Origin of the sequence: Streptomyces xinghaiensis S187 (genome assembly GCF_000220705.2) — a bacterium.
Classification (GTDB): Bacteria; Actinomycetota; Actinomycetes; order Streptomycetales; family Streptomycetaceae; genus Streptomyces; species Streptomyces xinghaiensis.
This window is the reverse complement of sequence record NZ_CP023202.1, coordinates 1278983-1303823: the sequence shown is the minus strand read 5'-3', so window position 1 is coordinate 1303823 and position 24841 is coordinate 1278983. Positions and strand designations below refer to the sequence as shown.

General features: G+C 75.9%; 25 protein-coding genes. 13 read left to right on the top strand and 12 right to left on the bottom strand.

Annotated elements, in window-relative coordinates; genetic code table 11:
- Positions 1-250: 250 nt before the first annotated feature.
- Positions 251-760 (bottom strand): DUF2795 domain-containing protein, encoded by a 510-nt coding sequence (locus SXIN_RS05540; protein ID WP_019710940.1) that lies wholly within the window; start codon positions 758-760, stop codon positions 251-253.
- The gene (locus SXIN_RS05535; RefSeq protein WP_019710939.1) at positions 757-1923 is read right to left on the bottom strand and encodes a baeRF2 domain-containing protein; all 1167 of its coding nucleotides are present in this window, start codon (positions 1921-1923) and stop codon (positions 757-759) included. Before SXIN_RS05535 ends, SXIN_RS05540 begins: the two co-directional genes overlap by 4 nt.
- A gap of 283 nt (positions 1924-2206) precedes the next feature.
- On the opposite strand from SXIN_RS05535, the gene SXIN_RS05530 reads away from it, so the two are divergent.
- The 5 genes from SXIN_RS05530 to SXIN_RS05510 all read left to right on the top strand — a co-directional run bounded on the left by SXIN_RS05530 (position 2207) and on the right by SXIN_RS05510 (position 5150).
- Entirely contained in the window at positions 2207-2452 is a 246-nt protein-coding gene (locus SXIN_RS05530) for a DUF6158 family protein (protein ID WP_019710938.1), read from the top strand.
- Positions 2453-2853: 401 nt separating this feature from the next.
- Positions 2854-3279 carry a phage holin family protein gene (locus tag SXIN_RS05525; protein WP_019706333.1) on the top strand — a complete coding sequence of 142 codons (426 nt, stop codon included), beginning with the start codon at positions 2854-2856 and terminating at the stop codon, positions 3277-3279.
- Positions 3276-3545 carry a DUF3618 domain-containing protein gene (locus tag SXIN_RS05520; protein WP_019706332.1) on the top strand — a complete coding sequence of 90 codons (270 nt, stop codon included), beginning with the start codon at positions 3276-3278 and terminating at the stop codon, positions 3543-3545. The genes SXIN_RS05525 and SXIN_RS05520 overlap by 4 nt, the downstream gene beginning before the upstream one ends.
- A gap of 2 nt (positions 3546-3547) precedes the next feature.
- Positions 3548-3811, top strand: a complete 264-nt coding sequence (locus SXIN_RS05515; RefSeq protein WP_095756669.1) for a DUF4235 domain-containing protein — start codon at positions 3548-3550, stop codon at positions 3809-3811.
- 526 nt (positions 3812-4337) lie between these two features.
- Positions 4338-5150 carry a SigB/SigF/SigG family RNA polymerase sigma factor gene (locus SXIN_RS05510; RefSeq protein ID WP_019706408.1) on the top strand — a complete coding sequence of 271 codons (813 nt, stop codon included), beginning with the start codon at positions 4338-4340 and terminating at the stop codon, positions 5148-5150.
- Positions 5151-5309: 159 nt separating this feature from the next.
- Here SXIN_RS05510 and SXIN_RS05505 read toward each other — a convergent pair whose 3' ends face one another.
- A complete protein-coding gene (locus SXIN_RS05505; RefSeq protein ID WP_095756668.1) occupies positions 5310-6602 on the bottom strand; it encodes a PAS domain-containing protein in 1293 nt (430 codons plus the stop codon).
- 243 nt (positions 6603-6845) lie between these two features.
- Here SXIN_RS05505 and SXIN_RS05500 point away from each other — a divergent pair, with 243 nt between their 5' ends.
- The 3 genes from SXIN_RS05500 (at position 6846) to SXIN_RS05490 (ending at position 10480) form a co-directional block, all read left to right on the top strand.
- Positions 6846-7646, top strand: a complete 801-nt coding sequence (locus tag SXIN_RS05500) for a GAF and ANTAR domain-containing protein (RefSeq protein ID WP_095756667.1) — start codon at positions 6846-6848, stop codon at positions 7644-7646.
- Between the two features lie 119 nt (positions 7647-7765).
- Positions 7766-9055, top strand: coding sequence for a PLP-dependent aminotransferase family protein (locus tag SXIN_RS05495; protein WP_095756666.1), 1290 nt, complete (start codon positions 7766-7768; stop codon positions 9053-9055).
- A gap of 237 nt (positions 9056-9292) precedes the next feature.
- Complete coding sequence (locus SXIN_RS05490) at positions 9293-10480, top strand: MBL fold metallo-hydrolase (RefSeq protein WP_238153683.1); 1188 nt, start codon at positions 9293-9295, stop codon at positions 10478-10480.
- Between the two features lie 48 nt (positions 10481-10528).
- Here the strand turns inward: SXIN_RS05490 and SXIN_RS05485 are convergent, their stop codons facing one another.
- Both SXIN_RS05485 and SXIN_RS05480 read right to left on the bottom strand, forming a co-directional pair.
- Positions 10529-11161, bottom strand: coding sequence for a DedA family protein (locus SXIN_RS05485; protein ID WP_095757942.1), 633 nt, complete (start codon positions 11159-11161; stop codon positions 10529-10531).
- 35 nt (positions 11162-11196) lie between these two features.
- On the bottom strand, positions 11197-11976 hold the full coding sequence (locus SXIN_RS05480; protein ID WP_095757941.1) for an MBL fold metallo-hydrolase: 780 nt from the start codon (positions 11974-11976) through the stop codon (positions 11197-11199).
- A 257-nt stretch (positions 11977-12233) separates the two neighbouring features.
- Between SXIN_RS05480 and SXIN_RS05475 the strand changes: the two genes are divergently transcribed.
- Both SXIN_RS05475 and SXIN_RS05470 read left to right on the top strand, forming a co-directional pair.
- On the top strand, positions 12234-13127 hold the full coding sequence (locus tag SXIN_RS05475) for a ketopantoate reductase family protein (RefSeq protein ID WP_095757940.1): 894 nt from the start codon (positions 12234-12236) through the stop codon (positions 13125-13127).
- Positions 13128-13358: 231 nt separating this feature from the next.
- A complete protein-coding gene (locus SXIN_RS05470; protein WP_095756665.1) occupies positions 13359-15506 on the top strand; it encodes a phage holin family protein in 2148 nt (715 codons plus the stop codon).
- 140 nt (positions 15507-15646) lie between these two features.
- On the opposite strand, the gene SXIN_RS05465 is transcribed toward SXIN_RS05470, so the two are convergent.
- Complete coding sequence (locus SXIN_RS05465) at positions 15647-16738, bottom strand: fatty acid desaturase family protein (protein ID WP_019711443.1); 1092 nt, start codon at positions 16736-16738, stop codon at positions 15647-15649.
- Between the two features lie 252 nt (positions 16739-16990).
- On the bottom strand, positions 16991-17860 hold the full coding sequence (locus SXIN_RS05460) for a helix-turn-helix domain-containing protein (RefSeq protein WP_019711444.1): 870 nt from the start codon (positions 17858-17860) through the stop codon (positions 16991-16993).
- A 109-nt stretch (positions 17861-17969) separates the two neighbouring features.
- Between SXIN_RS05460 and SXIN_RS05455 the strand changes: the two genes are divergently transcribed.
- The gene (locus tag SXIN_RS05455) at positions 17970-18275 is read left to right on the top strand and encodes a 4a-hydroxytetrahydrobiopterin dehydratase (RefSeq protein WP_019711445.1); all 306 of its coding nucleotides are present in this window, start codon (positions 17970-17972) and stop codon (positions 18273-18275) included.
- Positions 18276-18365: 90 nt separating this feature from the next.
- Here SXIN_RS05455 and SXIN_RS05450 read toward each other — a convergent pair whose 3' ends face one another.
- Positions 18366-19211, bottom strand: a complete 846-nt coding sequence (locus SXIN_RS05450) for an anti-sigma factor (protein ID WP_095756664.1) — start codon at positions 19209-19211, stop codon at positions 18366-18368.
- Positions 19212-19465: 254 nt separating this feature from the next.
- A complete protein-coding gene (locus SXIN_RS05440; RefSeq protein ID WP_192883660.1) occupies positions 19466-20032 on the bottom strand; it encodes a sigma-70 family RNA polymerase sigma factor in 567 nt (188 codons plus the stop codon).
- Positions 20033-20616: 584 nt separating this feature from the next.
- Between SXIN_RS05440 and SXIN_RS05435 the strand changes: the two genes are divergently transcribed.
- Entirely contained in the window at positions 20617-21051 is a 435-nt protein-coding gene (locus SXIN_RS05435; protein WP_095757939.1) for a DUF1622 domain-containing protein, read from the top strand.
- Positions 21048-21359, top strand: coding sequence for a hypothetical protein (locus tag SXIN_RS05430; protein WP_019710931.1), 312 nt, complete (start codon positions 21048-21050; stop codon positions 21357-21359). Before SXIN_RS05435 ends, SXIN_RS05430 begins: the two co-directional genes overlap by 4 nt.
- Here the strand turns inward: SXIN_RS05430 and SXIN_RS05425 are convergent.
- From SXIN_RS05425 to SXIN_RS05415, 3 genes are all read right to left on the bottom strand, one after another.
- Complete coding sequence (locus tag SXIN_RS05425) at positions 21340-21876, bottom strand: ribonuclease FAU-1 family protein (protein WP_420341040.1); 537 nt, start codon at positions 21874-21876, stop codon at positions 21340-21342. The two genes, SXIN_RS05430 and SXIN_RS05425, sit on opposite strands and share 20 nt — an antisense overlap.
- Positions 21873-23837, bottom strand: a complete 1965-nt coding sequence (locus SXIN_RS05420) for an ABC transporter ATP-binding protein (RefSeq protein ID WP_095756662.1) — start codon at positions 23835-23837, stop codon at positions 21873-21875. Before SXIN_RS05420 ends, SXIN_RS05425 begins: the two co-directional genes overlap by 4 nt.
- A 124-nt stretch (positions 23838-23961) precedes the next feature.
- On the bottom strand, positions 23962-24795 hold the full coding sequence (locus SXIN_RS05415; RefSeq protein WP_039823321.1) for an aldo/keto reductase: 834 nt from the start codon (positions 24793-24795) through the stop codon (positions 23962-23964).
- Positions 24796-24841 lie beyond the last annotated feature (46 nt).

The window sequence follows — 24841 nt, the reverse complement described above, 5'->3', positions numbered from 1 at the left end:
GCGGGGCCCGTCACGGCCCCGTCCCCACGCCGTCCCCGCGGGTTCAGGGCGGGGAGCGGGGTTCCTTCTCCGGCCCGGAGTACCCGCGGGGGCGCGGCGTATGCGGGGATACGGGGGCGGGGCGGCCGGCGCGGCGCGGAGGGGCGAAGGCGTGTCTCCGTGTCTCCGCTCTCCGTATCTCCGCATAGTCCGGGGTCCCGGGGACTCGCCCCGTCCCGCGCCGGGGGGTCCGGCGCCCCGCCGTCCCGGGTCAGGACCGGGGCTTGCGGCCGAGTGCCACCATCACGTCCTGCACATTGCGGTAGTCCTGGTCCGCCGGGAGGGTGCCGATCACCTCCACCAGCCGTTCGGGGGCGTTGCGTTCGCGCAGCGTGCCCAGGAGCTGTTCGCGCCGGCCGGGGAAGGGGGTGCGGCCGAAGTAGCGGGCGAGTTCGGAGCGGAGGGCCTCCGCCTCGGCCTCGTCGCTGACACCGGGGGTCGGGGCCGGGCGCAGCGTGGTGTCGGGGTCGTCCTCGGCGCTGGGCTCGGGGTCGTGCCACTCCTCCGCCCGGGTGGAGTGCCCGGAGCGGAGCATCCCCTGGAGCTGGTGCTTCATCTCGTCGTCGTGGTGCACGTTGAGCCGGTCGCTGCCTCGCTGCATGTGGTCCTCCCGCTGCTGCTTCGTTCCGCGCTGCTGTTGGCCCGCCGCCGGGTCGGGCGGGCGGCCCGCGCGGTGATTCCGGCGGAAGGGGTTGCGGAGGAGGGGGTTCCTGAGGGTCACAGCGATTCCTCCAGACGTTCGCCGCGGGCGCTGGGCCAGCGGAGCAGGGCGCCCAGCCCGCCGGACGGCAGATCACCGTCGACGTCCTCCGGGCGGTGCACGACGACGGCCTCGGCGCCGCTCGCGGCCGCGGCGCGCAGCAGCGCGTCGTCGGCGCGGACGGCGACCGGTTCGGTGTCGCCGAGGTACGGGATGTCGGTGTGCCGTACGGCGATCTGGTCGGGCTCGCGGCCCACCCACACCTCGCGGTGCACGTCGGGTCCGTCGGGCCGGATGACGAGTGAGCCGATGCGGTGCTCGCGCGCCGCCTCGACCAGCGCGGGCACGCCCTCCGCCGCGTCGTGCGGCACATCGCCGGGCACCTGGGCGCGGCGGGAGCGGAACCGGTCCAGCAGCTCCGCCGTGTGCTGCCGGACGTACTTCTCGCGGGCCTCGTCCACCACCTCGTCCAGCCGCTCCCGGCGGGCGCCGGCGGCGCGGCCGCCGTACTCGGTCTCGGTGCAGGCGGACTTCAGCGGCTCGGGGAGCCGGTCGTGCACGGCGCGGCGCTCGCGCACGTCCCCGGCGAGGACCAGCATCCGGGCGCCGGTCTCCTCCCAGGTCTCCGCGAGGGCCTTGGCGATCTCCCCGGCGTTGTGGTCCCAGGTCTCCTCGACGGCGAGCTCGAAGTGCCGGACGGACCAGTCGGCGCCGTGCCGGTTGCGGTGGATCGGCCAGTCCTGCCCCTCCTGGTGCCCGGCTTCCTCACGGCCGTAGTCGTCGCGGACCTCGAAGTCGGCGCCCTTGCGGTCGATGTACGCGATCAGGCACCGCGGGTTCTCGCTGCGGTGCTCCAGCAGCGGACCGAGGTGCGGCACCGGCGACCAGCTGACCTCCGAGCGGCCCTGCGGGGCCTCGCCGAGCGGCACGTCCAGCACGACTTCCCCACCGGTGGCGAAGAGGGCCCGCCCGGGAGCGCCGGTGCGGGGCAGTTCGCTCAGCACGTCGCGCAGCGTGCGGCAGGTGCGCTCGTCGGCGCCCTGCGCGGCCAGTTCGTCACAGGCCTCGCGGGCCGCCAGCTCCTGCTCCTTGAAGGCGTACTGAGACGCGCGGGAGGTGTCGAAGTAGACCGACGCCCAGGGGCCGGGCCGCTCCACGACCGGGTTGAGGAATGCGAGTTCCATTGCTTCCTCCGAACTGTCTGTATCGGTGGTGCGAACCGGGTACCCGATGGATCCACGGCAACACGACCGGCACCGGTCTGGCGGGAGACCCCGCCGGACGCGGGAGAACGCCGGAACCGTGGGAACCCGGCCGCGGAGCGGTTGCGCGGCCCGTGACGGAGAAGACGGAGAGGACGACGGGAGAGGACGCGGCACGCACGGACGGGGCCACGAGCGGACCGGGCCGTCCCGCACGGCGGGCGGGCGGGACCGCGGGGCGAGAGACGACGAGAGAGGTGGAGCCATGGCGGACGCGGAACGGCGGAGAGCCGGGGTCGATCCCGCCGACCTGGACGAGCGGCAGCTGCTGAAGGAGCTGGAGTCGGTCCACCGGACCCGGCACGAGACGCTGCTGCACGGCGCGCCGGACGCGCTGGTCGCCCACAACTCGCGGATGGCCGAACTGGAGGGCGAGTATCTGCGGCGCCACCCGCGCCGGCAGGTGACGCCGTCCCGCACCCGGGAGGGGGCGCGGGCCCGCGAGCCCTGAGCCGCTCCGGGGCGGGGGCCGCGGCCGGCCGCCCCGGAGTTCCGGTCCCGCCGGCCCGCCGCGGTGTTTGGCGGATACGGGCCGGGGGACCCGGTGCACGGCCGGAGTGGCCGTGAGTGGGGAAAAGGAAGGCTCGGGCCCGGGAATTCAGGGATCCCGGGTCCGAGCCCTACCCGGTGACAGAACAGGCTCATCAGTCGGAAGAAAGTCCGGTTTGACCCGAAAGGGAATGGTCACTCGCCTTCAAGGCCCGTGACGTTCGTCGCAGAGCGTGACTGTTCCCCAGGGAAGGACCAGGGCCATGGCGGTATTCGCCGTACTCATACCGATGGCCATGCTCGGCCTCGTCCTGGCACTGGGCCGCTACGAGGAAGTCATGTTCATGAGGGAGGAAGACACCAGTGACCACGACCGTGAACCGACGGCCGCCCGGAGGCGGCACCGGCGAACCGTCGGCAGGCGACCTCGTCAAGCAGGCCGCCGAGCAACTGTCCGACCTGGTACGCGGTGAGATGCGGCTCGCCCAGGCCGAGCTGGCCCGCAAGGGCAAGCGGGCCGGCCTCGGGGGCGGGCTGTTCGGCGGGGCGGGCGTTGTGGCCTTCGTGGCGTTCCAGGCGCTGGTGGCGGCGGGGATCGCCGCACTCGCCCTGGTCCTGCCGGTGTGGGCCGCCGCCCTGATCGGGGCGGCGGCGCTCTTCGCCTTCGCCGGGATCCTGGCGGCGCTCGGCCGCAAGCAGACCCGGGAGGCGGCACCGCTGATGCCCGAGGAGGCGATCAGCGGCATGAAGGCCGATGCCGAACGGATCAAGGAGAGGGCACACCGATGACGAGCACTCCCGAGGAACTGCGCCAGGAAGTGATCCAGGCGCGGGAGCGGCTCGGTGACACGGTGGAGCGGCTCGCGGCCCGCGCGGACGTGAAGTCCCGCGCCAGGGCCCGGGCCGCCGAGATCAAGGAGGAGGTCCGGGAGCAGGCCGGACAGGCCACGGAACGGCTGGGCGGCCCGCCGCTCGCCGCCGTGGCGGGCGGTGTCGCCCTGCTCCTCGTTCTGATGGCGATACGCGGCAAGCGCGCGGAGAAGGGCAAGGGCTGAACGTGAGCACGGTGTACAAGATCCTGAGCGCGCTCTTCGGCATTCTCGGCGGTGTCATCGCCGGTGCCCTCTTCAAGCAGCTCTGGAAGCGGGTCTCGGACAAGGACGAGGCCCCCGAGCCCACCGACCCGGACTACACCTGGGCGCAGATCCTGCCGCCCGCCATCGTCAAGGGCGCCATCGTGGGCGGGGTCCGCGCCGTCGTCGAGCGGAGCGGCGCCAACGGCGTCCGCCGGGTGACCGGGAGCTGGCCGACGAACGACTGACCGCGTCCGGACGGACGGATGTCCGTCCCCGGCGGCCGGCCGGGCCCTCCGGCCCGTGCCGCCCCGGGCCGCCACGGCGACGCCCCGGCCCCCCGGGCCGGGGCGCGTCCGTCCCCGGGGCAAAGCACCGCCGGGTGCCCCGCCGGGAGGTTCCGTTCCGTTCCGCCCCGGCGGCCGGACGGGCGGGCCGCGGCTTGATCAACACCGTTCCCACCTGCGAGTTCACCAGAACGCAGACGAAGCTCGCCGGGCCGGGCGAGACGGTCGGCGATGCCTCCGGTCGCGCACCCGGCGGACCTGGTGGAGCATGGAAGTGAACCTGTTCCAGCGGGCTCCCGCCGCTGCCGGAAGGGCTCGAGGACCGTGTGTTTGCGGTCCGGGCCCGGGGGCAAGCGACAACCGTGCTTCGGACCGTAGGCACGCCCGTGGGACCAGCTCTGTCTGCGGCCCCGAGCGCGCCTCGGCCCCGTATGTCGTGCCTGCTCCCACGGTGAACCAGTCCGACCGTCCTGGGAGCGAGATCCTCATGACGACCGTACGCGCTCACACCACCAAGCGGCCTCGCTCGAGGCACCCGCACGACGACGCACCCGACACCGCCGAAGACTTCCGCAGGCTCTCCCGGATGCCCGACGGCCCCGAGAAGGACGCCCTGCGCCAGCGGGTCGTCAGCGCCTGGATACCCATGGCCGAACGGCTGGCCCGGCAGTTCCGCAACCGCGGCGAGTCCATCGAGGACCTCCAGCAGGTGGCCGCGCTCGGTCTGGTCAAAGCCGTGATGCGGTACGACCCGGACCGCGGCACCGCCTTCGAGAGCTTCGCCGTGCCGACGGTCGTCGGCGAGGTCAAGCGGCACTTCCGCGACCACATGTGGGGCCTGCACGTACCTCGCCGGGTGCAGGAACTGCGCAACCGGGTCCGGGTGGCGTACCGCGAACTCTCCACCACCCTCGACGGACGCGGCCCCAGCATCCGCGAGGTCGCCGAGCACACCGGGATGTCCGAGGAGGACGTGCTGCTCGGCATGGAGGCGCTCGACAGCTTCACCCCGCTGTCGCTGGACGCGGAACTCCCCGGCTCCGAGGACGGCTACGCGCTCGTCGACACCCTGGGCAAGGCCGAGCCGGGCTTCGACCGGATCGTGGACCGCGAGGCGATCAAGCCCAAGCTCAGCCGGCTACCGGAACGCGAGCGGCAGATCCTCTACATGCGGTTCTTCTGCGACATGACCCAGAGCCGGATCGCCGAGCAGCTCGGCATCTCCCAGATGCACGTCTCCCGGCTGATCAGCCGGACCTGCGCCACACTCTGCGACCAGGTGATGGCCGACGCGAACTGAACCGCCGGGCGGCCGCCCGCGGCAGCCGCCCGGCGGTTCGGTTCCCCGGCCGCTCCGCCCCGGTGCTCCCGGACGGCGGGGCGGTTGTTCTCCGCCGGTGCTCACCGCCGGTCGGGGCCGGGGCGCGGGCCGCCCCGTCCCCCGTGCCTCGTACGGGCCTCACGCCGGGGAGGCCGGACCGGCGGGCTCGGCGTCCCGCCCGGCCGCGTGGCCCAGGGCCAGCGACAGATGCCGGGTCATCCGGTGCACCGCTCCGGCCTCGGCCATCTCGAAGGCGCGCCGCCCGCCCGTGCGGAAGAGCGTCAGGGCCCCGGACGGCGCGGCCGTATCCCCCGGCGCCTGCCCCTCGCGGGGCGGCGGGCACAGCGGTACGCAGAGCAGCGAGGTCACCCGCGCCGACACCAGCACGGCCGCCCCCGAGGCGTCCCGCCCGAAGGCCTCCGGGTCCTCCGGGCGCACCAGCAGCGCCGGCACCCCGTCCCGTACGGCGTCCAGCACCAGCGGGCAGTCCGCGGGATCCTGGCCGGCCGGCCCCGTACCCGGCTCCGGCCGCGGGTCCGGGCCCAGCACCACCAGCCGCCGCAGCGGGCCGGGCGTACCGCCGTCGTCCGTGACGGGGGCGAGGTCGGCGATCACCCAGTCGGCGAACCGGCCGTGCAGCAGCCGGGCCGCCCGGCCGAGCACGTCCTCCGGGGAGCCGGGGGAGCCGGCGAGCAGGGCGGCGGCCATGTCGTCGACCAGGTCCATCAGTTCGGCGTTCCGGGACACCTCGGCGAGGTCCGGGCGGGGCAGCCGCGGCGGCGGCGCGGGAAGCCGGGGCGAGCCGGCGCGGTCCGCCGCACGCGCCGGTGCGCGGCGCGGCTCCCGTTCCGCCTCTCGCGCGGGGACGGTCTGGAAGACGGCGAGCACGGCCGGCCGCTGCTCGTCCGGTGGCCGCAGGGCGGTGAGGGTCGCGCGCAGGGCGCTCCGGCCCCCGCCGTCCGGGGCGGGCTCCGGCAGCCGCCGCACCAGCAGGCTGCGGCCGCCCTCGCCCCGCGCCACGGCGGCCACCTGGGAGCGGAACGCCGCGCGGGTGTCGTGTGCCAGGGCACCGGTCAGCGCCCGGCCGGTGGCGTACCCGGCCCGCAGGGCGAAGAGTTCGCCGGCGGCGGCGTTGAGCCGCCGGACGACGGTGGTGCGGTCCATGAGCACCACCGGAAGCGGCAGCCGCTGGAAGAGGCCGCGCAGCAGCCGCAGTTCCGGATTCTCCCGGGGGGTGCCGTCGCGTGCCGACGCCGCCGAGAGTTTCTCGAAACGCGGCCACAGGACGTCCGCCACGTGCTGGAGTTCGAACAGCGCGGTGTCCAGGGCCGCTCCCCGTTCCTCGGAGGGAAGCGAACGTATGGACTGCAACTCCGCGACCCGGCTGCGGAAATCCGCCAGCTCGGCACCGAAATCGATGGTCTCGCCCATGAGCCCACGGTAACCGCATCGGCCTGCCGGGGAGTTGGACGCCACCCGGGGTGCGGGCGGTGGCAGAGCGCCGCCGGGGCCCCGGCGGGCGGAAGGACGTCCGTATCCGTTTTGCCGGTCCCGGCCCGGGCAGGCGACCGGACGGGGGAGACCCGGGGGAACCGTACGGCTTCATGGCCGGTGAGAGTCTGCTCACCGGTGCGGATGTGCGACCTCGGAGCGTAAGGAGGGCTGTTCCCAGGTATGCCCGAGCACAGGGAACTCGAGCCGGATCCCGCGCCGGGGACGGTACCCGACGCCTCCGATCCCAGTCTGGCGCGGCTCGCCGAGCAGGCCGCCGCGTGCAACCCCTGGTGCTGCGGTGCCGGGGCGACCGCCGTCCCCCTCTCCGGGCTCTCCGGCGCGCGGGGCGCCGCCGCGGCGTTCTCCGCCGCCCCGCTCCGCACGGCCGTGACCCACCCCGACCTCGCGCCGCTGGTGACCGTGCAGTGGGAGACCGGCGAGGGCCCCGTGCCGGCCGTTCTGGAGACCGGCCGCCCGGCCGCCTCGGAGGACCTGCTGCACGACGAACGCTGGCCCCGCTACCGGGCACGGGCCCTGGAGGCGGGGGTGCGCTCCAGCACGACCCTGCTGTTCCGCCGGGAGGACCTGCTGGTCACCCTCACCGTCTACGGCTTCCGTCCGGGCCGGCTCGTGGACCCGGAGCGCGGGGTGACCGCCCTCCTCGGCGACCTGGCCACGAGCGAGATCGTCCGGGGCATCGAACAGCGCCGGCTGCACGCCGAGATCGACCAGCTCGGCACCGCGCTGCGGGCCCGCCCCGTGGTGGACCAGGCGTGCGGGATCATCATGCACGTCCTGGGCTGCGACGCCGACAGGGCCTTCGGTCTGCTCCGCACCATGTCCCAGCGCACCAACCGGAAGCTGTCCGAGCTGGCCGCCGCCCTGGTCGGCAGCCGCGGCCGGGGCGCGGAGGCGGAGATCGCCCGGCTCGCGTCCAGCCGCCCGGCCGGGCCCCGCGAGCGGCCGGGCTCCCGGCCGTAGCCCCCGCACGCGCCGTCGCGGTGCCGGGGCACGGCCGCCCGCCGTTGCCGACCGGGCGGGATCTGCGAAGGTGGAAGGAGCGGGCCGTCACACCGCCCAGGCCCCGACGGAGGTACCCGATGGAGCCGATGCCACCGGAGCCGCGTGGCCCGGCCCTCTTCGGGCCGCCGGTGGAGCCCTCCGGCCTGCCCGTCCTCCCCGGACTCGCCGAACGGCTGGCGGCGTCGGCCGGCCGCGGCGCACCCGAGCCGGTGGGCGGCGGACCGGAACTGCTCGACGCGGCCCGCGGCTACTGGGCCCGCCGCGGACTGGCCACCGGCCCCGAGCGGCTGCTGGCCGCCGCGGGCCCGCAACCCCTGCTGCTCGCGCTGCTCGCGGCGGCGGGCGGCGACGTCTTCACCACCCGGCCGTGCGCGCCGTGGCACTCGGCGCAGCCGCTGGTGCTCGGCCGCCCGGCCTACCCCGTGCCCGTCCCCGCCGAGTGCGGGGGTGTGCCCGATCCGTTCGCCCTGCTGGAGACCGTGCGCCGGGTGCGGGCGGAGGGCGGGACCCCCCGCGTGCTCGTCCTGTCGCCGGCCGACGACCCGACGGGCACCACCGCGCCCCCCGAACTGCTGCACGAGGTGTGCGAAGCGGCGGCCGGCGAGGGGCTGCTGATCATCAGCGACGAGACGGACCGCGACGCGCTCCACCCGTCCCCCGTGGCGGTCCCGGACACCCCGGACGCCCCGCCCCCGCCGGGCGATCCCGCGCCGGCCGGGCGGGGCCGGCCCGTGTTCGTCAGCCCGGCGGAGATGCTGCCCGGGCACGTCGTCGTCCTCGCCGGGCTCGGGACCACGCTGCTGCCGCCCGGCTGGCCCGCCGCGACCGCCCGCTTCCCGGCGGGCCGGGAAGGCGCCGGGCTGCGCGCGGCCGCCCTGGGGGTACTCGCCGGGACACGGACCGGGCCCGGGGCGCCGCTGGCCGCCGCCGTCGCCCACGCCCTCACCGAGCCGCCCGACGTCACCGAGCGGCTCCGGGCCGCCGCCCGGCTGCACGGCATCCTCGCCGCCGCCCTGTACCGCACCGTCGTCCGCCACGGCGCCCTCTGCCGCCCGCCGCGTGCGGGGGACCGGATCTACGCCGACCTCGGCCCGTTCGGTGACGCGCTGGCCGCCCGGGGGATCGGCGACTCCGTGGAGCTGGAGGCCCACCTCACCCGGCGGCTCGGCTTCCCCGTGGCGGGCGGGCACCGGTTCGGCGATCCCCCCGACGCGCTCCGCGTCCGGTTCACCACCGAGCCGCTGCTCGCCCCGGACGGGCCCGGCCGCCTCCGGGCGCTCACCGCCGCGGACCCGCTGGACTCGCCGCACGCGGCCCGGTCGCTGACCCTGGTGACAAGGGCTCTCGACGAGTGGAGCGGCGGATGACGGGACCGGGACGGGCACGGACCCCGCCGCCGGCCGGCTGTGGCGGCTCCGGCTCGTCCCCGTTCCGGCAGCAGGTGGCGTGACGGGTGAGGCGTGGCATCGGACGGGCCCGGGACCGTCCGCCCGGGCGGGCCGGACAGAAGGAGGAACGTTGTCAACGGAAGGGGGCATACGGCAAGGCGTGACGCCTGGTAGCGAGCGGGCCGCAGGGCACCGCGGAGAGCCAAGGGAGCAGCGATGACGGAACGGCAGGAGCGCTTCCTCACCGGAATCGGTACCGCCACCGGAGTCGGCGGCCGTATCGGCTACGGAACCGGCACAGGCACCGGGGCCGGCACCGGCACGGAGACCGGGACCGGTCCCGGCACCGCCGCCGCGCCCCCCGGCACCGCCACGGCCACCGCTCCGGGCCCGGCCCCCCGCCCCCGTACCGGACCGCTGCCCGAGCCCCGTCCGCTGGGGGAGACCCGCACCTGGCCCCGGTCCTTCGCCGACCGGCTCACCGCGCCGCTGCCCGCCGGGGTGGCCGGCCTCGCGCGGCTGGCCCGCGAAGGGGTGTCGCGGCCCCCCGCCGAGGCCCTGGCGGAGGTCTCCGAGCTGCCCGTGGCGCCGGGCCCGCTGCCGGAGGCCGGGCCCGGCACGGTCGCCGTGACCTGGGCGGGCCACGCGAGCTGGGTGGTGCGGATAGGCGGGCTCACCGTGCTGACCGACCCGGTGTGGTCCCGCCGCATCCTCGGCACCCCCTCCCGCGTCACCCCCGTCGGCGTCCCCTGGAGGGACCTGCCCCCGGTGGACGCCGTCGTCATCAGCCACAACCACTACGACCACCTCGACGGCCCCACGCTCCGCAGGCTCCCCCGCGACACCCACCTCTTCGTGCCGGCCGGGCTCGGCGCCTGGTGCCGGCGCCGCCGCTTCACCCGCGTCACCGAACTCGACTGGTGGGAGGCGGTGGAACTGCCCGCCCGGGACCGCGGCACCGTCCGCTTCGACTTCGTCCCGGCCCACCACTGGAGCAAGCGCACCCTCACCGACACCTGCCGTTCGCTGTGGGGCGGCTGGGTCCTGACCGGCCCCGCGGGCCGGCGCGTGTACTTCGCGGGCGACACCGGCTACGGCCACTGGTTCGCGGAGATCGGTGCCCGGCTGCCCGGGATCGACCTCGCTCTGCTGCCGATCGGCGCCTACGACCCCTCGGACATGCTGCGCGACGTCCACACCGACCCGGAGGAGGCCGTGCAGGCCTGCCTGGACGTGGGCGCGCGGCACATGGCGCCGATGCACTGGGCGACGTTCCTGCTCTCCGCCGAACCCCCGCTGGAACCGCTCACCCGGGTCCGCGCCGCCTGGCGGCGCACCGGCCGCCCCCGCGGGCAGCTCTGGGACCTCCCGGTGGGCGGCTCCCGGGTGCTCCCGGAGGAGTGACCGGGGGACCGGGGCCCGCCCGGCCCGACGGGGGCGGGCGCGCGCCGGTCAGCTCGCCGTATCGCGCCGGCCGGCGTCCCGGACCCGGCGCCAGCCGGCCGGGGCGGCGCTGATGGCCAGCGCCAGGGCCACCGCCGCCAGCGCCCCCTGCCAGGGCTCGGGGAAGAGCGAACCGCCGGTGATCCCGATCAGCAGATAGGCCGCGGCCCACGCCAGGCTCGCCGGCGCGTCACCGCGGACGAAGTCCCGCAGCGGCATCTTCGCCAGCAGGCACGCCAGCATCACCGGAATCCGCCCGGCCGGCATCAGCCGGGACACGACGAGCACCGTCACCCCGCGCTCGTCCAGCTTCCGCCGCGCCGCCTCCAGCCGGTCGGGCGCCGCCCGGTCACGCAGCCGCCGCAGCCAGCGGGAGCCGCTGTCCGAGCGCACGCCGCGCAGGCCGAGCCAGTAGAGGAGGACGTCACCGGCGAAGGCCGCCAGGGCCGCCACCGCGAACACCAGCGGCAGGGTGAGCCCGGGCAGCTGGTGGTGGAGGGCCACGGCCGCCGCCGAACTCACCAGCGCGCCCGTCGGCACCACCGGCACCAGTGACCCCAGCGCCACCAGCAGGAACAGCGAGGGGTAGCCCACGAAGGTCTGCGGCGACGTCGCCGGCACCCAGCTGAGGAGGTCTCCCACCGCGCCGGGCAGCGCCCGGTGCACGGCCCCGTCGGTCACCGCGCGACCTCTGGCCGCACGCTCTGCCCGTGCTCCAGCCGGTGCACGGCCACCTCCGGGGCGAGCGCCGTCGCCTGCCGGACGAACTCCTCGCCGGGGGAGTGGAACTCGTGCGGCCGCACGGCGTCCAGGCCGATCGGCCAGAACGTGCCGTAGTGCACCGGCACCGCGCACCGCGGCGCCAGCCGGGCCGCCGCCCGGGCGGCGCGCGAGGCGTCCAGATGGCCGCTGCCCAGATACGGGCCCCAGCCGCCGACCGGCAGCAGCGCCACATCGCAGGGCCCCACCACATCCGCCATCTCGTCGAACAAGCCCGTGTCCCCCGCGAAGTAGGTGGTCGACTCGCCCCGCAGCACATAGCCGAGGGCGGGAGAGCGGCGGGGCCCGTACGGCAGCCGGCGCCCGTCGTGCGCGGCGGGCACGGCCCGCACCGTGAGATCCCCGACCCGCGTCTCGTCACCGGGCGCGACCTCGGTGACGCGCAGCGTTCCGGCGGCCAGCCGGCGCAGCGCGGGCACCGCGGCGAGCGCCCCGCGCGGCACGAGCACCCGGGTGCCCGGCTCCAGCCGGGCCAGCGAGCGCGGGTGGAGATGGTCGGCGTGCAGATGGGAGACCAGCACGACATCGGCGACGGCGGCCTCGGGCGGGGGCACCGCGCCCCGGCGGCGCCGCAGATGCGCCAGCCGCTGCACGAGCAGGGGGTCGGTGAGCACCCGCACCCCGGAATCCGTCACGGTCGCGGTGGCATGGCCCCACCAAGTGATCTCGACCGGCACCCGCCACACCTCCCTGGTCTCCGCCGCCGCTGCGGCGTCCTGCTGCCGAGCGTAGCCGCACGGCCGGGTACGGCGCCGGGCGCTGCGGCGGCCGGGGCTGCACCCCGGGCCGTCTCCGCACGGCCGCGCCGCTTCCGGACCGTCTGCCCCGCGGCCGTCCTCGTACCCGCCGGTCGGTACGGTGGGGCCGCCCCGGGTGGCGGGGCGGACGGCAGAACGCGGTGAGACCGGCGGCAAGGAGAGTGACCGTGACCCCGATGACAGTGGCGGTACTGGGCCCGGGCGGCGTGGGAGGACTGGTCGGCGCGCTGCTCGCCCGCGCGGGGCACCGCGTGGTGTGCCTCGCCGGAGCGGAGACCGCCGGAACGCTGCGGCAGGACGGCCTGCACGTGACCAGCGGGCGCTTCGGCGCCTTCCGGGTCCCGGTCGAGGCGGACACCGAACTGCGCGAGCCGGCCGGCCTGCTGTTCGTCACCGTCAAGGAGACCGCGCTCGCCGACGCCCTGGAGCGGGTGCCGGCGGCGGCTCTCGGCGGCGGACTGGTGCTCCCGCTGCTCAACGGGGCCGACCACCTCGGGCCGCTGCGCGAGCGCTATCCGGCGGAGCAGGTGGCCGCCGCGACGATCCGCGTCGAGTCGACCCGCGTCGCCCCCGGCCGCATCGAGCACACCAGCCCCTTCGCCGGCATCGAACTCGCCGGCCGCACCGTGCCCCGCGAGCGCCTCGACCACACCGCAGCTCTGCTGCGCGAGGCCGGGCTCGGCGCGACCGTACGGGACGACGAGACCGCCCTGCTCTGGGACAAGCTGGTCTTCCTCGCCCCGATGGCCCTCCTCACCACCCGCTACGGGGCCACGGTCGGCGCGGTCCGCGAGCAGCGGCGGCCCGAACTGCTCGCCCTGCTCGACGAGATCGCCGCCGTCGCGCGCGCCGCGGGCGCCACCGCCGAGCCGGGCGAGGTGCTCGGCTTCCTGGAGGGCGCCCCCGGCTCCATGAAGTCCTCGATGCAGCGCGACGCCGAGGCGGGCCGCCCCCTGGAGCTCGACGCGATCGGCGGCTCGGTGCTCCGCGCGGCCGAACGCCACGGCCTCCCGGCCCCGCTCACCGCGGAGATCGTCGCGGAGCTGCGGGCCCGCACCGGGCGCTCCTGAACTCCCTCCCTCCACCGTTCACGCCCCCGCGCAGCCCCGCGCCCGTAAGGGCCGGCAAGGGAACGACCCGGCCTCCCGGCCCCGGCCGCTCCCGTCGCCCCGCCCCCGGGCCGGGCGCCGGGCGCACTCCGGCCGGACGCTTCACGACCACGCGGTCCCCCGTGGTCCGCGCCCCGTTGTGACAGTCTGGAGCCGGCCCGTACCGCGGACGGTGCGGGCGGACCGGGCGAGATGGGAACGTGCGTGGTACGAGGCAGATGGCGGGCCGTCGGCGGCGCGGTGTTCCGGGTGCTCGCGGTGTGGGCGGTCAGCACGCTGACGATGCTGATCCTCGCCGGCCTGCTGCCGGACTTCCGCATCCAGTCCCCCAGCGGCGACAGCCCGACGACCATCGCCCGCACGGCCGCCATCGGCGCCGGCGCCTTCGGGCTGCTGAGCGCGCTGGTCTGGCCGCTGCTGGTCCGCGCGCTGCTGCTGGTGCCGGCCTTCGTCCTCGGCATCCTGGTGTTCTTCCTCAACGGCTCGATGCTGCTGCTCGCCCTGCGGCTGGTCCCCGATGGCGGGAGCGAGGCCGGGCCGGAGACGGCCGTGGCGGTGGCCGCCATCATGTCGGCCGTCGCCTCCGCGACCAGCACCGCTCTCGCCGTCCGTGACGACGGCGCCTACCGGCGGCGGCTCCGCCGGCTCGCGCACCGGCACCGGCCCGGCCCCCGGCGCACCGGCGAGGACGGTCTTCCCGCCCGGCCGGGCATCCTCTTCCTCCAGCTCGATGGGGTGGGCTTCGACGTCCTCAGTGAGGCCGTCACCCCCCGCACCCTGCCCGGTACCGGCCGGGTGCTGCCGCCGGTCATGGAGACCGTCGCCTCCTGGATCGGGACCGGCGGCCACCGGCTGTCGATGTGGCGCACCGACTGGTCCAGCCAGACCGGCGCCAGCCAGCTCGGCATTCTGCACGGCACCAACCACGACGTCCCCGCCTTCCGCTGGTACGAGAAGGAGACCGGCCGCGTCATGGTGTGCTCCTCGCCGAGCAGCGTCGCCGAACTCCAGCGCCGCGCCGTCGAGCGCACCGGCGACCGGGGGCTGCTGGCGGAGGACGGCGCCAGCCGCGGCAACCTCTTCAGCGGCGGCGCGCAGCAGCTCGCCCTGGTGCTCTCCGTGGCCGCCCGGCGCGGCCGGGGCACCCGCTCCCGGGCGGGCTACTTCGCGTACTTCTCCGATCCGGCCAACGCCACCCGCACCGCCCTGTCCTTCACCGCCGAGGTGTTCCGCGAGATCGTGCAGGCCGTGCGGGCCCGGATGCGCGGGGACGAGCCGCGCGTCAAGCGGGGCGGGCTCTACCCGTTCATCCGCGCCTTCGCGACCGTCGTCTCCCGGGACGTGGTCGTCGCGGCCGTCATCGGCGACCTGTTCGCCGGGCGCACGGTGGTCTACGCCGACCTCGTCGCCTACGACGAGGTGGCCCACCACTCCGGCCCGCACAGCCGGGACGCCCAGCAGGTGCTGGCCCGCCTCGACCGCAGCGTCCGGCTGATCGCGAAGGCCGCCGCCCATGCGCCCCGCGCCTATCGCATCGTGCTGCTCTCCGATCACGGGCAGAGCCCCGGCCGGACGTTCGCCGAGGCCTACGGGATCACGCTGGAGGAACTGGTCCGCATCGGCTGCCGCGGCGGCCGGTCCGGTTCCCGGCCGCTGGCCGGACGGCGCGCCGACCGCGAGGTGACCGGCGCCGAGGCGCGGGCGGTGGCCCGGGCGGCGCTGCACCGCGTCGATGAGGAGGAGAAGGAGACCCGGCGCGGCCGGGGCGCCGGGCCGGTCGTGCTCGGCTCCGGCAACCTCGGGCTGATCAGCTTCCCCGAACTGCCCGGCAGGGTCAGCCGGGAGGAGATCGAGCGCCGCCACCCCGCACTGCTGGGCACGCTGGCCGAGCACCCCGGCATCGGGTTCCTCCTGGTGCGCAGCGAGGAGTACGGGCCGGTGGTGCTGGGCCCGCACGGCGGCGAGCACCGGCTCGACCAGCGCGTCGTCATCGGCCCGGACCCGCTGGCGCCCTTCGGCCCGGAGGCCGAGGACGCGGTCCGGCGCACCGCGGCCTTCCCGCACGCCGCGGACATCATGGTCAACTCCGCGTACGACCCGACGACCGGCCGGGTGCACGCCTTCGAGGCGCAGATCGGCTCGCACGGCGGGCTCGGCGGCTCCCAGGGCCACGCCTTCCTGCTCCGCCCCGCGGAACTGTCGCCTCCGGTGCCGGAGGGCGAGATCCTCACCGGGGCGGAGGCGGTGCACCGGGTGTTCCGCCGCTGGCTGGCCGAGACGGAGGCCCCCGGGGCCCCGCTGTCGCCCCCGGCGGGCGGCCCCGGCGAACGCGTCGGCTGACCGCCGGGACTCCCGGGACCGCCGCGACTGCCGGGGCTCCCGGGGCTGCCGGGGCTGCCGGGATTGCGGCGACGGCCGGGTCGGCTTGGGCTGCCGGGTCGTCGGGGCCGCCGTGACCGCCGGGCGGCTGTCCGTACCGCTCAGGCGGCGGGTACCGCGTCCCGTCCGCCCCGCCGGAGCGGCGCGCCGACGGCGTGCAGATGGCGCAGCGCCTCACGGTACGAGGCGATCAGCCCGGTCTCGTGGTACGGGATGTTCAGCTCCGCGCAGTACTCGCGGACGATGGCCCGGGCCCGGCGCAGGTGCGGGGTGGCCATGCTGGGGAAGAGGTGGTGCTCGATCTGGTAGTTCAGCCCGCCCAGGGCGATGTCCATGAGGTGCCCGCCGCGCACATTGCGGGAGGTGAGCACCTGGCGCCGCAGGAAGTCGGGCCGGTCCTCGCCGGTGAAGGTCGGCATCCCCTTGTGGTTGGGCGCGAACGTCGACCCCAGGTAGACGCCGAAGACGGCCTGGTGGACGAAGAGGAACAGCAGCGCCTTGCCGGGGGAGAGCACGAGGAACAGCGCGCCCAGGTAGACCACGGTGTGCGCGGAGAGCAGGACGGCCTCCAGGACCCGCCGCTTCATCCCCCCGGCGAGGAGCGCCCGCACGCTCGACACATGGAGGTTGAAGCCCTCCAGGGTGAGCAGCGGGAAGAACAGGTACGCCTGCCGGCGGCCGATGAACCGGGGCAGGCCCCGGCTCTCCCGCGCCTGCCTGCCGGACCAGACGAGGATGTCGGGGGTGACGTCCGGGTCCAGCTCCTCGTGGTTGGGGTTGGCGTGGTGCCGGGTGTGCTTGTTCATCCACCAGCCGTAGCTCATCCCGATGCCGAGATTGCCGAACAGCCGGCCGCCGGTCTCGCTGGGCCGGCGGCGCCGGAAGACCTGGCGGTGGGCGAGGTCGTGGGTCAGCAGCGCGATCTGCCCGAAGACCAGCCCGAGGAAGGCGGCCACGGCCGGCTGCCACCAGGAGTCCCCGAGCAGCGCGAAGGCCGTCCAGCCGGCCACGAAGAGTACGGAGACCACGGAGAACCGGACCGCGTAGTAGCGGGGGCGGCGCTCCAGCAGGCCGGCACGGGAGATCCGTTTCGCCAGCCGGGCGAAATCACTGCCGGATTCCGCGGTACGAGGAGGGTGGACCGTTTCCGAAGCGGCCCGGGCTGTGCCGGGGGCCTCGGTGCTTGTCGTCATACCGCCGAGTGTGCGGCATCCGGAGGCCCCACTTCCATCCGGGCAGCCCGACGGCCGCCACGGGGGCAGGCCCCCGGGGTGGTGCCAGGGGGTGCGAAGGGAGCCGTACCGGGTGTGCCGGGGCCTGCCCGGCGGCACCCGCGCGCTGCCCGGGCGACCGTCCCGGTGCCGCCCGGCCCGGGAGACTCGTCTCACATCCGCCGACCGCACGGCGGAGAGGGCAGGCGGCGCGCGTGCCCTCCCGCGCGGGACTCAGGGCGCCGTCCCGCGCAGGAACTCCCCCGTCTCGCGGTCGGCGGGCAGCAGCGTCTCGATGGCCAGCTCCGACACCGTCACGTCCATGGGGGTGTTGAAGGTGGCGATGGCCGAGACGAAGGAGAGCACCCGGCCGCCGTGCTCCAGCCGCATCGGCAGCGCGACCGGCTCCCGCTCACCGGGGGCGGGGCAGCCCGGGACGGGGGAGCCGGGGGAGGCGGACGCGTCCGCCGGGCCCGGGGCGGGCGGGGGCGCGGGCGGCGCCGGGTAGCCGCGCAGCTCCTCGTAGAGAGCACGCAGCGGCGCGGAGCGGACCAGGGGCAGCTGCCGCTCCAGCCGGCCCAGCAGATGGCCGCGCCACTCGGCGTAATTCCTGATGCGCGGGGCCAGGCCCCCCGGGTGGAGCGCGATCCGCAGCGCGTTCACCGGGGGTTCCAGCAGCGGGGCGGCGACGCCCTCCAGCAGCGCGGCCAGTCCGCGATTGGCGGCGACCACCGTGTACATGCCGTCGACCACGAACGCCGGATACGGGTCATAGCCCGCCAGGAGCCGCTCCAGCTCCGCGCGGAGGGGCTCCAGAGCCGGGTCGTCCAGCGGCCGTTCCGGGAACTGCGGGGCGTAACCGGCGGCCACCAGCAGGGCGTTGCGCTCCCGCACCGGGACGTCGAGCTGCCCCGCGAGCCGCAGCAGCAGCTCCCGGCTCGGCCGGGACCGGCCGGTCTCGACGAAGCTGATGTGCCGTGCCGAGGAGCCCGCGCGCAGCGCCAGCTCCAGCTGGCTGATCCGGCGCAGCTCCCGCCAGCCCCGCAGCAGCGCCCCCGCTCCGCCCCGGGCGGCCGTCCTCGTGTCCCCCGCATGCGCCGTCATGCCGCCCGACGGTAGCCGAGGAGAGTGACACCGCCCCGGGGCCGTGGCGCGCGGCGGACCCGGCGTGCCACGGTGGCAGGCCGAGGCACGACCGACGGAGGGAAGAACCATGGCACCCCGACCGCTGACGCCCCAGGAGATCCAGGACGCTCTCACGGAGCTGCCGGGCTGGGCGTCCACCGGCGACCGCATCGAGCGCACGTACACCTTCGCCGGGCACCTGGCCGCGGCGGCGATCGTCACCGAGATCGCCCGGGTGCAGGAGAGCCTGAACCACCACGCCGATCTGACGCTGTCCTACGACAAGCTGAAGGTGTCGGTGAACACCCACAGCGTGGGCGGCAAGGTGACCGAACTGGACACCGAACTGGCCCACCGCATCGAGCAGATCGCGGTGGAACACCGCGTCGCCTGACGCTCCGAGCCGTGCCCCCGGCCGGGCGGCCCTCCGGGCCGGGCACCCGGTCGCGGGGGTGCCCGGCCCTTCCCGGCGGCGGTCCCGGTTTTACGCCGGGAGTTCCACCAGCCCCAGCGGCTCGGTGGTCGGCTGCGGCGAACCGCCCGCCGGTTCGACCGTGATGCCGACCCCGCCCGCCGCGCCGACCCGGCCCTCCATCAGCACCGCCCCCGCCGCGGCACCCGTGTCCGGACCGGCCGCGAGGGGGAGCAGACCGGCGGAGCGCATCGTCCCGCCGTCGTCGAACCACAGCTGGTACACCTTGCCGCCCGGCAGCTCCGGCAGCCCCGAGGCGAGGAACGCCGCCCGGTCCTCGGAGCGCGAGACGACCACCGTCCCGCCGGCGCCGTCACCCAGCGGGACCGAACCGGTCCGGGCGTCCGGCGCGGTCAGCACCCGGGCCAGCTCCCCGGAGCGCCGCTCCGCCGCCTGCGCCTCGGCCCGGGCGTCCCGCGCCTCCTGCCGCTGCCACACCGCCACTCCGCCGAGCCCGCCGGCCAGGACGGCCAGACACGCCGCCAGAACGAAGTACGACCGCCCGCGCGACCCGCGCCGTCCGGCACCGCCCGCACCGGCACGGCCGCCACCGGCACCGGCGCCGTTCCGCTCCGCCCCGCCCCCACCGGGCCGCGCGGCGTGCGGCCGGGGGCCCTCCGGCCGGGGCCGGGGCACACCCGGAGGGTCCTGCCGGACGGAGGCGATCCGGGCCAGCACCCGGTCCCGCAGCTCCGGGGGCGGCTCCACCGACTCGGCCGAACCGAGCCGGCCGGCGGTCGCGGACAGCTCCAGGACCTCCTGCTCGCAGGCCCCGCAGACCGCCAGGTGCCGCTCGAACCGGGCCCGTTCGTCCGCCGGCAGCGCGTGCAGGGCGTAGGCGCCGGTGAGGGTGTGCACATCGGAGCCGTCCCCGGCCCCGGGGCCGTCGTCCCGGCCGGGACCGCCGAATCCACCGGGGCCGTCGAATCCGCCGGGACCGGATGGGCCGCCGAACCCGCCCGGCCCGGCCGGCCCGGCCGGCCCGGCCGGTCCGCCGTCCGGCCCGGCCGGCCCGCCGGGGCCGCCTCCGTCGGGGCCGTCGAACCAGCCGGTGCCGCCGCCCGGCCCGCCGTGTCCGGGCCTGCCGTGGTTCCCGCGCCCTCTGCGCCTGCTCACGCCGTCACCCCCAGGCAGTCGCGCAGCCGGATGAGCCCGTCGCGCAACCGTGTCTTCACGGTGCCCAGCGGAGCCCCCAGCAGTTCGGCGACCTCACGGTAGGTGAGGCCGCGGTAGTAGGCGAGCGTCACCGCGTGCCGCTGCAGCTCGGTCAGGCCGCGCAGGCAGCGCCGCACCTGCTCGCGCTCCAGCCGGGCCTCGACCTGCTCGGTCACCTCGTCGAACGCCGGGGTCCGGTCGAGCAGCGCCGCCCGGTGCTCCCGGTCGGTGCCGGCCTGCACCGACCGCACCCGGTCCACCGCGCGCCGGTGCGCGACGGTCATCACCCAGGCCATGGCACTGCCCCGGTCCGGCCGGAAGCGGGCCGCGCCGCGCCATATCTCCACCAGCACCTCCTGAGTGACCTCCTCGGACTGCGCGGGGTCGCGCAGCACACGGCGCACCAGACCGTGCACGGGTCCGGCCACCATGTCGTACACCGCTCCGAACGCCTCCTGGTCGCCGCGCGCGACCCTGCCCAGCAGGGCCCCCAGATCGGGGCCGGGAGCTGATACCTCGCCCATGAAGACGGCTTCTCTCACGCCGCGGCACCTCCGGCTCTCCGACGCCGGGACCCGGGTGGCGGCGGAGCGCCGTGCCCGGGCCGGCCGGTGCGGGCTGACCTCATGTCGTCCTCCAGGAAGCAGGGGGCGGCCGGGGGAAGAACCGGCCGTCGTGCCGTCGTGCACGGGGGACGGCCGGTCCCGGGGACCGGCCCACCCCCTCTTCGGAGCCGTGCGCCGTACGGATGGGTCCGGGGGCGGGACACCCGCCGGAACGGCGGGATCGCGCGCCGCCCGGGCCGTTCCCCGGCGCTGCCCGGCCCGTCCGGGGGACCGCCGGGGAGCCCCGGGCGGCCACCGGACGTCCCGGACGCGGGCAGGGGTCGGGTGACCCGGCACGAACACAGCACGCAGGACAGTACGCAGACGGACGGGGAAGCACTCGGTCCGATACGGAACAGGAAACGGACGGGGAGCGGAAGCGCACGCCCCGGCCCCCGGTCAGCCCGTGGAGCGGCCGGGCGGCGCCCGCCGTTCGGGTCGAAGAGGCGGCGGCGGGGCAGCCGCGGCGGTAGGACGTCCGGCCGGCGGGTAACCGCGTGGGCGTGATCCTTTCTGTTGAGCTCCTGCCGGAGTCATGGCTGCGCGATGCCGTCGGGCTGCTGGTCCGCCTCGTGGAGGCCGCCGGTGCCCTGATCATCTTCATCGGCGCCGTCTGGGCCTTCGCCCGTTTCCTGACGGCCCTGGTCCGGGCCCGCGGCCGGGCCCGGGGGTTCAACGGGATCCGTCTGACCCTGGGCCGGTTCCTCGCGCTGGGGCTGGAGTTCCAGCTCGCCGGTGACGTGCTGCGCACGGCGGTGGCGCCCAGCTTCACCGAGATCGGGCAGCTCGCGGCGATCGCCGCCATCCGGACCGCGCTCAACTTCTTCCTCGCCCGGGAAATCGCCCATGAGCGCGCCGAACTCGAACGCGGGGACGACCCGCCCGTGGGCACGGAGAAGACCGGTCATCCGCGTTCCGCCGGGGAACCGGGGCGGTGAACTCCCTGCTGGAGACGGCCGCGCTGCTCGTCACCGCGGCCGGTCTGCTCTCCGCTCTCGCCGCCCTCGCGGGCACCCGCCGGCCGCGTCTCGCCCTGCGGGTGCTGCTGGACTTCCTCACGGCGGCCGGTCTGCTGCGGCTGTCGCACGACCCCGCCTGGGACGGCATCCTGCTGGTGGCCGCCCTGGTCGCGGTACGGAAGATCGCCGTGTTCGGCATGGTCCCCTCCGCGCTCCCGCCGCCGGCCGGGCGGGAGCGCGGAGCGGGGGCGGGGCCCGTCCCCGGCCCTAACCGGTCAGTGCGGTGAACCCGTCGTCGTGCCGGGCGAGCCGTTCGAGTTCGTCCAGGGCCGCCTCGGCGCGGGCCGCCGCCCCGGGGTCGCGTCCGGCGAGGCCGCTCGCGGCGAACTCGTCCTCGTCGAGGCGGAGGACGAGCCGGCCGTCGGCCGACCGCCACAGGTCGAGGTCGAGATCGGCGACGACGAGGGTGCCGCCGTCCTCCTCCGTCACCCGCGCCGGCCGCGTCACATCGCAGTACCAGCCCTTGAGGGTGCCGTCCGCCGCCCGGACCTCCTTGACGGCGTACCAGCGGTCGCGCCAGAAGTGCTCGGTGAACACGTCGCCGGGCTCGAACCGGACGAAGCCGAAGTCGCGCGCCGTGCCCCCCGCCCACGGCGCCCGCACCACGATCCGCGTTCCGTCGTCGCCGACCACGGCCGCCGGATAGCTCGTGTCCGGGCGGGGGGTCTTGACGAGCCGTACGGTGACCTGGGCGCCGGGCACCAGCCGTCCGCCCTTCGCGCCGTTCGGTCCCCCGCCGTTCACGCGATCCCCGCCGTCCCGGCCGCCGTGCCGGAGGCCGCCGTTCCCGCCGGTGCGCCGGGCGCGCCCGCCGGGGTGAGGGCGTCCGGCTCCGCGCCGGGCTCGTCGAACTGGGTGCGGTACAGCTCCTCGTAGCGGCCGCCCCGGGCCAGCAGTTCCCCGTGGGTGCCGCGTTCGGCGATCCGCCCGTCCTCGATGACGAGGATCTCGTCCGCCGCCCGTACGGTCGACAGCCGGTGGGCGATCACCACGGCCGTCCGCCCGGACAGCGCCTCGCCCAGGGCCTCCTGCACCGCCGCCTCGGAGGTGGAGTCCAGATGCGCGGTGGCCTCGTCCAGGACGACCACCCGCTGCCGGGCCAGCAGCAGCCGGGCGATGGTCAGCCGCTGGCGCTCGCCGCCGGAGAGCCGGTAGCCGCGTTCGCCGACGATGGTGTCGAGGCCGTCGGGGAGTTCGGCGATCAGCCCGTCGAGCCGGGCCCGGCGCAGCACCTCCCACAGCTCCTCCTCGCCGGCCTCCGGGCGGGCCAGCAGCAGGTTGGCCCGCACCGACTCGTGGAAGAGGTGGCCGTCCTGGGTCACCAGGCCGACCGTCGCCCGCACCGACTCGGCCGTCAGGTCGCGGACGTCCGTGCCGGAGAGCCGGACGGCCCCGCTGTCCACGTCGTACAGCCGCGGGAGCAGTTGCGCGATGGTGGACTTGCCGGCGCCCGAGGAGCCGACGAGCGCGACCATGCGGCCGGGTTCGACGCGGAACGACACCTCGTGCAGCACCTCGGTGCCGCCCCGGGTGTCGAGCACGGCAACCTCCTCCAGGGAGGCCAGGGACACCTTGTCCGCCGACGGGTAGCCGAAGGACACCCGGTCGAACTCCACGGACACCGGGCCGTCCGGCACGCGCACCGCGTCCGGCTTCTCCCCGATCAGCGGCTTCAGGTCCAGCACCTCGAAGACCCGCTCGAAGCTGACCATGGCGCTCATCACCTCGACCCGGGCCCCGGCCAGGGCGGTCAGCGGTGCGTAGAGCCGGGTGAGCAGCAGGGCCAGCGCGACGACGGCGCCCGGCTCCAGGCTGCCGCGCAGCGCGTAGAAGCCGCCGAGGCCGTAGACGAGGGCCAGGGCGAGGGCGGAGACCAGGGTCAGGGCGGTGATGAAGACCGTCTGCGTCATCGCGGTGCGGACGCCGATGTCCCGCACCCGCCGGGCGCGGGCGGCGAACTCGGCCGACTCCTCCGCGGGCCGCCCGAAGAGCTTCACGAGGGTGGCGCCGGGCGCGGAGAAACGCTCCGTCATCTGGGTGCTCATCTCGGAGTTGCAGCGCGCGGCCTCCCGCCGCAGCCGGGCCAGCCGGGCGCCCATCCGGCGCGCGGGCAGCACGAACACCGGCAGCAGGAGCAGCGCCAGCAGGGTGATCCGCCAGGAGAGGCTGACCATCACGACCAGGGTGAGCGCCAGCGTGACGAGGTTGCCGACGACCCCGGAGAGGGTGTCGCTGAACGCGCGCTGCGCGCCGATGACGTCGTTGTTGAGCCGGCTGACCAGGGCGCCGGTGCGGGTCCGGGTGAAGAAGGCGACGGGCATCCGCTGCACATGGTCGAAGACCGTCGTGCGCAGATCGAGGATGAGCCCCTCGCCGATGCCGGCGGAGAGCCGGCGGGCCAGCAGCCCGAGCCCGGCCTCGGCCACCGCGATGACGGCGATGAGCACGGCCAGTGAGGTGACGGTGGCCGCGGGCGCGCTCTTCACGATGGAGTCGACGACGCGCCCGGCGAGCACGGGGGTGGCGACGGCCAGGGCCGCCGTGACGACGCTCAGCAGCAGGAACCAGCTCAGCCGGGTGCGGTGGGGGCGGGCGAAGGCGCCGATGCGGCGGAGCGTCTCCCGCGAGAAGGGCCGCCCGTCGTCCTTGCGGGTGGCGTTCGCGGCATGGTGGAGCGAGGTCCACGCGGTGACTTCCATATCCATGGCCGCCACCGTAGGAGCTCAAGCGAACGTGAGGTCAACGCCTTTTCCGGGGGCGGGCCGCCGCCCGCCGCGCGGACGCGGGGGTTCCGCCGCGCGGGGGCGGGGGGCGCCGCCGGGCCGGGGGTCAGCTGAAGTCGGCCGTGGCCGGGTCGGCGCCCAGGCGCCGGGTGGAGTCCAGGCCGGCGAGGGCCGCCATGTCGTCCTCGCCCAGCTCGAAGCCGAAGACGTCGAAGTTCTCCTTGATCCGGGCCGGGGTCGCGGACTTGGGGATCGCCACATTGCCGAGCTGCAGATGCCAGCGCAGCACGATCTGCGCGGGGGTGCGGTCGTGCCGCGCGGCGAGCCGGGCGATGACGGGTTCGTCGAGCAGGCCCTTGCCCTGGCCGAGCGGGGACCACGCCTCGGTGGCGATGCCGTGCTCGGCGTGGAAGGCGCGGGAGCCGGCCTGCTGGAACCAGGGGTGCAGCTCGATCTGGTTGACGGCGGGCACGACGGACGTCTCGTCCAGCAGCCGGGTCAGATGCCCGGGCAGGAAGTTGGAGACGCCGATCGCCCGGGCGCGGCCGTCCTCCTCGATCTTCTCCAGGGCGCGGTAGGTCTCGACGTAGCGGTCGCGCTTCGGCAGCGGCCAGTGGATGAGGTACAGGTCCACGTAGTCCAGGCCGAGCTTCTCCAGCGAGGTGTCGAAGGCGCGCAGCGTGGCGTCGTAACCGTGGTCGCTGTTCCAGACCTTCGTGGTGACGAAGACGTCCTCGCGGGGGACGCCGGAGCGGGCGATGCCCGCGCCGGTGCCGGTCTCGTTGCCGTAGACGGCGGCGGTGTCGATGCTGCGGTAGCCCGCTTCCAGCGCGGCCGTCACGGCCGCGGCGGCCTCGTCGTCCGGGATCTGCCAGACGCCGAAGCCGAGTTGCGGCATGCGGGCACCGTTGTTGAGGGTGACTGTGGGGACGTGGCTCACGGTCGGTCGGTCCTTTGCGTCTCGTGCGGTCACTCGGAAGTCGTCG

What these genes read in the sequence shown, in the direction of transcription:
- SXIN_RS05530 (WP_019710938.1), top strand. Translation starts at nt 2,207, where the DNA reads ATGGCGGACGCGGAACGGCGGAGAGCCGGGGTCGATCCCGCCGACCTG.
- SXIN_RS05465 (WP_019711443.1), bottom strand. Translation starts at nt 16,738, where the DNA reads ATGACGACAAGCACCGAGGCCCCCGGCACAGCCCGGGCCGCTTCGGAA.
- SXIN_RS05495 (WP_095756666.1), top strand. Translation starts at nt 7,766, where the DNA reads ATGGAGCCGATGCCACCGGAGCCGCGTGGCCCGGCCCTCTTCGGGCCG.
- SXIN_RS05490 (WP_238153683.1), top strand. Translation starts at nt 9,293, where the DNA reads ATGACGGAACGGCAGGAGCGCTTCCTCACCGGAATCGGTACCGCCACC.
- SXIN_RS05420 (WP_095756662.1), bottom strand. Translation starts at nt 23,837, where the DNA reads ATGGATATGGAAGTCACCGCGTGGACCTCGCTCCACCATGCCGCGAAC.
- SXIN_RS05440 (WP_192883660.1), bottom strand. Translation starts at nt 20,032, where the DNA reads ATGGGCGAGGTATCAGCTCCCGGCCCCGATCTGGGGGCCCTGCTGGGC.
- SXIN_RS05520 (WP_019706332.1), top strand. Translation starts at nt 3,276, where the DNA reads ATGACGAGCACTCCCGAGGAACTGCGCCAGGAAGTGATCCAGGCGCGG.
- SXIN_RS05505 (WP_095756668.1), bottom strand. Translation starts at nt 6,602, where the DNA reads ATGGGCGAGACCATCGATTTCGGTGCCGAGCTGGCGGATTTCCGCAGC.
- SXIN_RS05535 (WP_019710939.1), bottom strand. Translation starts at nt 1,923, where the DNA reads ATGGAACTCGCATTCCTCAACCCGGTCGTGGAGCGGCCCGGCCCCTGG.
- SXIN_RS05460 (WP_019711444.1), bottom strand. Translation starts at nt 17,860, where the DNA reads ATGACGGCGCATGCGGGGGACACGAGGACGGCCGCCCGGGGCGGAGCG.
- SXIN_RS05500 (WP_095756667.1), top strand. Translation starts at nt 6,846, where the DNA reads ATGCCCGAGCACAGGGAACTCGAGCCGGATCCCGCGCCGGGGACGGTA.
- SXIN_RS05510 (WP_019706408.1), top strand. Translation starts at nt 4,338, where the DNA reads ATGACGACCGTACGCGCTCACACCACCAAGCGGCCTCGCTCGAGGCAC.
- SXIN_RS05475 (WP_095757940.1), top strand. Translation starts at nt 12,234, where the DNA reads ATGACAGTGGCGGTACTGGGCCCGGGCGGCGTGGGAGGACTGGTCGGC.
- SXIN_RS05470 (WP_095756665.1), top strand. Translation starts at nt 13,359, where the DNA reads ATGGGAACGTGCGTGGTACGAGGCAGATGGCGGGCCGTCGGCGGCGCG.
- SXIN_RS05455 (WP_019711445.1), top strand. Translation starts at nt 17,970, where the DNA reads ATGGCACCCCGACCGCTGACGCCCCAGGAGATCCAGGACGCTCTCACG.